This window comes from Halomonas sp. BC1 (genome assembly GCF_002078135.1).
GTDB lineage: Bacteria > Pseudomonadota > Gammaproteobacteria > Pseudomonadales > Halomonadaceae > Vreelandella > Vreelandella stevensii.
Map to the genome: position 1 here is coordinate 11,386 of NZ_LFGS01000001.1, position 7,968 is coordinate 19,353.

Consider the following 7,968-nt stretch of genomic DNA (forward strand, 5'->3'; position numbering starts at 1 on the left):
AGGCGCGCGATGTCCTGCGCGTAGCCAACGGCCGGGCCGCTGAACGGTACGCTGGGCTTGCCGAGGCCGAGGCCCTGCGTGAAGGCGCGGGCCGCGTTGCCGAAAATCAGGCCCGCATGACCAAAGAACGCCTTGTCGAATGCTTTTGCGTCGTTGGCATCCTTGGCGGCCAGCTCCTCAAGCACGTAGGGGTGGCAGCGGATGGCGCCCTGACCAAAGATCATCAGGTTGCGGGTCATGATGTTGGCCCCTTCCACGGTGATCGCGACGGGGTTAGCGCTATAGCCGATGCCCAGGTAGTTGCGTGGGCCGAGGGTCACGGCCTTGCCGCCGTGAACGTCCATGGCATCGCTGAGCAGCACGCGCTGGAACTCGGTCAGCTGGCTTTTCAGAATGGCCGAGGGGACGGCGGGCTTTTCGCCGTGGTCGATCAGGTTGGCGGTCTGGTATACCGTGGCGGCAGAGATGTAGGCCAGCGAGGCCATGCGAGCCAGCGGCTCCTGTACGCCTTCCATTTCGGCAACCGGCACGTTGAACTGACGACGTACCCGTGTAAAGCCGCCGCTCCAGCCCAGCGCATAGCGGGCGGTACCAGTAGCGCCCGAAGGCAGCGTGATGCAGCGGCCAATCGACAGGCACTCCACCAGCATCCGCCAGCCCTGACCGATCATGTCCGGGCCGCCGATGATGGTGTCCAGCGGTACGAACACGTCCTTGCCCTTGATCGGGCCATTCATGAAGGGGCTGCCGATGGGGTGGTGGCGGCGGCCAATCTCCATGCCCTGCGTGTCACGCGGGATCAAGGCCAGCGTAATGCCACGGTCTTCTTCGTCGCCCAGCAGCTTTTCCGGGTCGAACAGGCGGAATGCCAAGCCCACTACAGTGGCAATCGGCGCCAGGGTGATCCAGCGTTTCTCGAAATTGAGGCGCACCCCGACCACTTCCTGGCCATCGATGACCTGCTTGCAGACCACGCCGGTATCCGGCAGCGAGGTGGCGTCGGAGCCTGCGCGGGGGCCGGTCAGGCCAAAACAGGGGATTTCACGGCCATCGGCCAGGCGCGGCAGGTAGTGATCCTTCTGTGCCTGGGTGCCGTACTTGAGCAGCAGCTCGCCGGGGCCCAGGGAGTTGGGGACACCGACGGTCACCATCAGCGTTTCGTTGGCGGAAAGCTTCTGCAGTACCATGGATTGCGCCTTGGCAGAGAAGCCCAGACCACCATACTCCTTCGGGATGATCATGCCGAAGAAGCCTTCCTTCTTCAGGTAATCCCACAGTTCCTGGGGCAGGTCGGCACGCTCCTTGGCGATGTCCCAGGCGTTGCACATGCCTGCCGCCTTGGCGCACTGCACATCCAGAAAGGCCTGCTCTTCTTCGCTCAGGCCGTCATCCTTGAAATCCAGCAGCGACTGCCACTGGGGCTTGCCGGAAAACAGCTCTCCATCCCAGGAGACGCTGCCCGCTTCCAGCGCGGTGCGCTCGGTGGCAGACACCTTGGGGGCCACTTTCTTGAAGGTGGCAAAGATGCGTGGGGTCAACCAGAGGCGACGCAGGGCGGGCAAGCCGGCCACGGCCACGGCCAAAGCGCCGATCAGCAGCAGGGTGCCCGTTACGGGGGCGCCCAGCACGATGCCGACCAGGCCCAGTACGCCCAGCAGGGCCAGGGCAGGAGGTGCGCCTGCCTCGCGGCGCATCACCACCAGCAGGCCAGCCACGGCCAGCACGATGAGTAGTAGGGTGAGCATGGGGTTCTCCATAGATGGATGGTCTTGAAGGTATTTAAACGTATGTTTGAATATTCGCAGAATCGCTTGGCACTGTGCAAGCGTTTCGGCCTTATACGTTCGCTCTATACCCTTCACTGTAGCTCAGTTGCGGCATAAAAAACGCCATGGCGAATACCATGGCGCGGGTTGCTGGATCAGCGTGTACAGGTTGGCTCAGGCCTGCGGGGCGGGCGTTCCTTTATCGACCGCTCCTTTGGCAGGTGCCCCATTGGCAATGTAGTAATCGACCTGGGCGCGGGGCAGGGGCTCGCGACCGCGAATGCGATCGGCGATCTTTTCGGCCAGCATGAGGGTGGGTGCATTCAGGTTACCGGTAGGAATCACCGGGAACAGTGAAGCATCCACGACTCGTAGCCCTTCCAGGCCGTGCACGCGGCCCTGGGCATCGGTGACGGCCATGGCGTCTTCGCCCATCCGGCAGCTACCGCAGGGGTGGTAGGCGGTTTCGGCGTGCTGCTTGACGAAGCTGTCCAGCTCGGCATCGCTTTGTACCTCGGGGCCGGGGGCAATTTCACGCCCACGGTAGGCGTCGAAGGCGGGCTGGGCGATGATGTCGCGGGTCAGGCGTATGGCATCACGGAACTCCTGCCAGTCCTTCTCCTTGGCCATGTAGTTGAACAGGATGCTGGGCGCGGCGTGGGGGTCTTTGGAAGTCAGCCGGATGCGGCCACGGCTCTCGGAGCGCATGGAACCGACGTGGGCCTGGAAGCCGTGGGCCTCTACCGCGCTTTTGCCGTTGTAGCTGATGGCGATGGGCAGGAAATGGTATTGCAGGTTGGGCCACTCCTCCCCGTCGTTGGAGCGGATGAACCCGCAGGATTCGAACTGGTTGCTGGCCCCAATGCCGGTTCCCTTGAACAGCCACTCGGCACCAATCTTCGGCTGGTTGTACCATTTCAGCGCCGGGTAGAGGGAGATGGGCTCCTTGCACTCGTACTGAATGTACATCTCCAGATGATCCTGGAGGTTTTCGCCGACGCCGGGCAGTTCATGTACCACGGGGATGCCCAGCTCTTTCAGCCACTCCGGGTTGCCCACCCCTGAACGCTGCAGAATCTGCGGCGAGGCAATGGCACCGCCACACAGCAGCACTTCACGACGTGCTCGGGCCTGCGTTGGTTGGCCCTTCCGTTCGTAGCGGACGCCCACGGCACGCTTGCCCTCGAACTCGATCACGTCCGTGACGGCATGGGTTTCGATGGTCAGGTTGCTACGCTGTTTGGCGGTATCCAGGTAGCCACGGGCCGTGGACGCGCGCCGCCCCTTGGGCGTGACGAAGCGGTCCATGGGGCCAAACCCTTCCTGCTGATAGCCGTTGACGTCTTCGGTTTCCGGGTAGCCCGCTTGCTTGGCCGCTTCGATGAAGGTTCGGTACAGCGGGTTGTTATCCGCCTTGGGCGTGGTGATGCTTACCGGGCCACCGCTGCCATGATACTCATTGGCACCGATGTCACGGTTTTCGCACTTCTTGAAGTAGGGCAGGCAGCTCAGGTAATCCCACTCTTCGAGCCCGGGCTGCTTGGCCCAGTGGTCGTAATCGAGGGCATTGCCGCGAATGTAGCACATGCCGTTGATCAAGGAAGACCCGCCCAGCCCCTTGCCTCGTCCGCACTCCATGCGGCGGTTGTCCATATGCGGTTCGGGGTCGGTTTCGAACGCCCAGTTGTAGCGTTTACCCTGTAGTGGAAACGCCAGTGCGGCGGGCATCTGGGTGCGAAAATCGAAGCGGTAGTCCGGGCCGCCTGCTTCCAGCAGCAGCACGCTGACATCGCTGTCTTCGGTCAGGCGCGTGGCCAGCACGTTGCCTGCTGAGCCAGCGCCAATGACGATATAATCAAATTCACGTACTTGCGACATTCGTTTACCTTGGCAAAGACGACATGAAGAGCATCAAACGGTGGCGGTGGGCGCCTTAAAACACCGATTCAAACGGGCCCATCTCGATCTGTACGGACTTGGTCTGGGTGTAGTGATTGAGCGTCTCGACGCCGTTCTCGCGACCAATGCCCGACTCCTTGTAACCGCCTACCGGCATCTCCGACGGCGACTCACCCCAGGTGTTGATCCAGCAGATGCCGGCTTCCAGCTGGTGAATCACTCGGTGGGCGCGGTTGAGGCTCTCGGTGAACACCCCGGCCGCCAGCCCGTACAGGGTGTCGTTGGCGCGGCGAATCATTTCGTCTTCATCATCGAAGGCAAGCACCGACATGACCGGGCCGAAAATCTCCTCTTTCACGATCCGCATGTCGTCGGTGCAGTCGGTGAACACCGTGGGGGCCGCCCATGCGCCGTTGGCCCATGGGCCGCTATTCCACTGTTCGCCACCGGCCAGTACGCGGGCTCCTTGCTCTTTGCCCAGGGCGATGTAGGAGAGCACTTTCTCCTGATGCTCGAAGCTGACCAGCGGGCCAAAATTGATGCTGGGGTCCATGGGGTCACCGGCCTTGATGCGCGCCACGCGCTCGACCAGCTTGGCTTCGAAGGCTTCCTTGACGCTGCGCTCGACGAAGACACGTGTGCCGTTGGTGCAGATTTGGCCACTCGAATAGAAGTTGGCCATCATGGCGGCATCGGCGGCGCGGTCCAGGTCGGCATCGGCAAACACGATCAGCGGCGATTTGCCGCCCAGCTCCATGGTCACGTCCTTGAGCGTGGAGCCACCGGCAGCGGCCATGACTTTCTTGCCGGTGCCCACTTCGCCAGTGAAGGATACCTTGGCAATGCCGGGGTGCTCGGTGAGCATGGCGCCGACTTTTCCGTCGCCTTGAACGACGTTGAAGACGCCATCTGGCAGGCCTGCCTCGGTGAAGATTTCGGCGAGTTTCATCACCGTCAGCGGCGTGACCTCGCTGGGCTTGAAGACCACGGCGTTACCCGCCGCCAGCGCAGGCGCGGCTTTCCAGCAGGCAATCTGAATGGGGTAGTTCCAGGCGCCGATGGCACCGATCACACCCAGCGGTTCCCGGCGGGTATAAACGAACGAGCTTTCGCGCAGCGGTATCTGGCTGCCCTCGATGGCGGGGGCCAAGCCTGCGTAATACTCCAGTGCATCGGCGCCGGTGACGATATCGACGTTGGCAGTTTCGCTGATGGGCTTGCCGGTGTTGCGGGTTTCCAGCTCGGCAAGCTCGTCGTTACGTTCGCGTAGCAGTGCCACCGCGCGCAGCATAATGCGTGAGCGTTCCATGCCGGTCATGGCCGCCCAGACCCGCTGGCCTTGCTGCGCGGTGCGCACGGCCTCGTCGAGATCGCCCTGGCTTGCCTGGCCAACGGTGGCGAGCAGCGAGCCATCGTAGGGGTTGGTGACGGTGAAGGTGTCACCTGACGTCGCCGCGACCGTGCGGCCATTGATATATAGAGGAAGTACGTCCTGATGGGCCATGGGGGTCTCCTTAATATGATGCGTCAGCGGTGGAGTGCTTCAGGCAGCCGTGGTGGGCCAGCAGTTGATCCAGATAGGCGTGGGCCAGTTGCCGTGCTTCCTGCGCATCCAGCCCTTCCGGCGCCAGGGCGCCGCGTAGCCAAAGACCATCGATCATGGCAGCCAGCCCGCGCGCGGCGTTGCGCGCATCGCGATGCGGCATGACGCGCCGGAACTGATGACACAGGTTGGCATATAGCCGACGGTCGTTGACGTGCTGTAGACGTTGCAGCACGGGCTTGTGCATGCTGCTGGCCCAAAAAGCGAGCCAGGTCTTGGCGGCAGGGCCGGTCACCTGGGAGCGGTCGAAGTTTCCTTCGATGATGGCGCCAATATGAGCGCGGGGCGAGTCGTCGTCCAGCGCCTGGCGGCGCGCCGCAACGGCATCGGTCAGGTCGGTCAGCATCTGGCGCATGGTGGCTTCGAGCAGGCCATCCTTGCCGCCGAAATAGTGGCTGATGATGCCTGCCGAGACTCCGGCATGCCGTGCAATGCGCATGACCGTCGCTTCCGCCAGGCCCACTTCGTCGATGGCGGCCATGGTGGCCTTGATCAACTGCTGACGACGTATTGGTTCCATTCCCACCTTAGGCACGGCGATCTCCTGAACACTCTTCGAGGATGATGAAAATTATCATGGCACTTTTTTATTGAACGTTCAATCAATAAAAGGCAATTGACGGTACTTGCGGGCTGTCTTGTTCATTGGGAAATGAAATACCTGCGGCGAGTGACTTGCCTTTTGCCAACGAGATTGGCATACTCTGCACCCGCTGATGTCGGAAAGGCTACGTAGCTCAGCTGGTTAGAGCACATCACTCATAATGATGGGGTCCCCTGTTCAAATCAGGGCGTAGCCACCGGTCAGCCAGGTACGCTTCTCTTGTGTGCCGTCATGGTGGCCCCTTAGGTCCTCCCGCAACGCTAAACTGCGAACCCCGCCAGGCCCGGAAGGGAGCAACGGTAGTGGTGGCTGCGTGTGCCGGGATGTGGCTTTTGGGGCCGCCTCCATTTCTGGTCTACTATTATTTCCAGCTATTGCCGCTGAGCATGTCGAATACTACTTGCAAGTTGGCTCTATATTCCCCTCAAGCGCCCCTTTGACTCACTGATTCCTGGCGATCATGCATCAATACGATGATGCTGTTTATTGAGCTGCGCCCTAATAGGAATAGGACGCTACACGAACGGTATAGGTGAATACTCAGTGACTGGTTCTTTCAGCTACAATTCTGACTTGATCGGCGGTGGGCTGATGGTGCGCGAGAGCCGCGCCGTTGCCGATTTGCTGCTGTCTGATGCCGATGAAGAGCAGTGGCATCAAGCAATCATCGTTGATAACCGCCTTCAGAAGAACCGTCCCGCCACTGCCAGGCGTACAGGGCAGGCGATTCGCAAGCGTCTGGAGAAGCTGGAGCCACCGTTTTGGCAAGCGCTGCGCGATGGCGACGATCAGCTCGCCAGGCAGGTGTCTTTCTGTGCGGCCATGGCACGTAATCTGCTGCTCGTTGAATTCCTCGAAAGTGTCGTCGCTGATGCATTTTTAACGCAGGCGGAAACACTTCAGGCCTACCAATGGGCTGACTTTGTAGCCGAGCGTACTCATCGCGATAAAGCAATCGCAGGGTGGGCGGAGAGCTCCAGGCGTAAAATGGGTCAGGTGGTATATCGTATGCTGACGGAAGTTGGCGTATTGGAATCCAGCCGATCGCGCAAATTACAGCCACTGTTGCTTCGGCCAGAGATAAAAATCCTGCTTGAGACCTACCAGCACATTCGCTTAAACGCATGTTGTCGCTTGCTGAGATAGGTACTCATATCACAGGTCTGCTTGTCAAAAAGCCGTGGCTTCGTCAAAACGCGGCTAAGTAGATCTTGCAAGCTGTGTCGCTGGCGGCATAGTCTTGCTTAATCAGCCGTTTGGATTAGACAACCTCTCGCATCACACATGCCTGACACAGGGACGCATCCGCATGTCACAGAGCGCTCATTACCCAGACCTTGGTGGTTTCAAATACCCCGAGGATGACCTTCTTCGGGCACGGTTGAACCAGGTGGCTGAAAAAATCTCTCAGCCCGACTTTCTAGCAGGTCAGGGTTTGGGTAATGAAATTGGCTTCTGGATTTTTGATTACGCGCCCGAACATGAGCTGCAGGTGCGTGCCTATCTGAATTTCCTCCCCTCGTTAATGGCACGGCAGCACCCTGATATCAAAATGGCACAGGTCAACCTGCTGGAAGTCCTAAAGGATTACCTGGCCGAGCGCGGCTTCCTGGATAAAGCCATTGCCATGCAAAAAAGCAAAGGCGATGCAGCACTGCTCAAGGCGCTGCGTGGGCCACTGCACATGGGTAAGTTTGCTCCCTATCTGCTCCGACACTCCTTGTCGCATGACCCCGATATCGTACTGCTTTCCGGTGTGGGTAGCCTATGGCCCATGGTGCGTGCGCACAGCTTGCTAAATGCGCTACACGGGCCACTCGGTCATAAGCCGTTGGTGCTGTTCTATCCAGGCCGTTACGATGGGCAGACGATGTCGCTGTTCAAGCGAATGGAAAGCAACAACTACTACCGTGCGTTTGCGCTTGTGCCCTAGCGCAACGGGTGGCGGAATTCGGTGTGTTGTATTCGCTCGCTGAGGAGTGGCCTTCAAAACTCCGAGATCTCTTGGCTTGAAACATCCAAGGTTGAAACATTTACAGGACTGATATGCACATTCAAGAGCTCTTCCTCAAACCGCTTAGCCGGTCAATCAACGG

At 60.1% G+C, this 7,968-nt stretch carries 6 protein-coding genes, 1 tRNA gene and 1 other RNA gene; 4 read left to right on the forward strand and 4 right to left on the reverse strand.

The window, feature by feature from the left end; genetic code table 11:
• The 4 genes from B7L72_RS00055 to betI form a co-directional block, all read right to left on the reverse strand.
• A partial coding sequence (locus tag B7L72_RS00055; RefSeq protein ID WP_081191895.1) for an acyl-CoA dehydrogenase occupies positions 1-1,745 on the reverse strand: 1,745 nt, incomplete at its 3' end.
• A gap of 195 nt (positions 1,746-1,940) precedes the next feature.
• Complete coding sequence (betA, locus tag B7L72_RS00060) at positions 1,941-3,644, reverse strand: choline dehydrogenase (protein WP_081191881.1); 1,704 nt, start codon at positions 3,642-3,644, stop codon at positions 1,941-1,943.
• 55 nt (positions 3,645-3,699) lie between these two features.
• Complete coding sequence (gene betB / locus B7L72_RS00065) at positions 3,700-5,169, reverse strand: betaine-aldehyde dehydrogenase (protein ID WP_081191883.1); 1,470 nt, start codon at positions 5,167-5,169, stop codon at positions 3,700-3,702.
• Between the two features lie 10 nt (positions 5,170-5,179).
• The gene (betI, locus tag B7L72_RS00070; protein ID WP_176212805.1) at positions 5,180-5,803 is read right to left on the reverse strand and encodes a transcriptional regulator BetI; all 624 of its coding nucleotides are present in this window, start codon (positions 5,801-5,803) and stop codon (positions 5,180-5,182) included.
• Positions 5,804-5,994: 191 nt separating this feature from the next.
• Here betI and B7L72_RS00075 point away from each other — a divergent pair.
• The 4 genes from B7L72_RS00075 (at position 5,995) to B7L72_RS00090 (ending at position 7,805) form a co-directional block, all read left to right on the forward strand.
• Positions 5,995-6,068: transfer RNA gene (locus tag B7L72_RS00075), tRNA-Met, on the forward strand.
• Positions 6,069-6,113: 45 nt separating this feature from the next.
• Positions 6,114-6,210: signal recognition particle sRNA small type (ffs, locus tag B7L72_RS00080), an RNA gene on the forward strand.
• A gap of 205 nt (positions 6,211-6,415) precedes the next feature.
• Entirely contained in the window at positions 6,416-7,018 is a 603-nt protein-coding gene (locus B7L72_RS00085) for a DUF1819 family protein (RefSeq protein WP_139788403.1), read from the forward strand.
• A 163-nt stretch (positions 7,019-7,181) separates the two neighbouring features.
• The gene (locus B7L72_RS00090; protein ID WP_217806015.1) at positions 7,182-7,805 is read left to right on the forward strand and encodes a DUF1788 domain-containing protein; all 624 of its coding nucleotides are present in this window, start codon (positions 7,182-7,184) and stop codon (positions 7,803-7,805) included.
• Positions 7,806-7,968 lie beyond the last annotated feature (163 nt).

Bases quoted from the DNA above. Each gene is read 5' to 3' on its own strand.
- betA (WP_081191881.1), bottom strand. From the start codon at position 3,644: ATGTCGCAAGTACGTGAATTTGATTATATCGTCATTGGCGCTGGCTCA.
- betB (WP_081191883.1), bottom strand. From the start codon at position 5,169: ATGGCCCATCAGGACGTACTTCCTCTATATATCAATGGCCGCACGGTC.
- B7L72_RS00090 (WP_217806015.1), top strand. From the start codon at position 7,182: ATGTCACAGAGCGCTCATTACCCAGACCTTGGTGGTTTCAAATACCCC.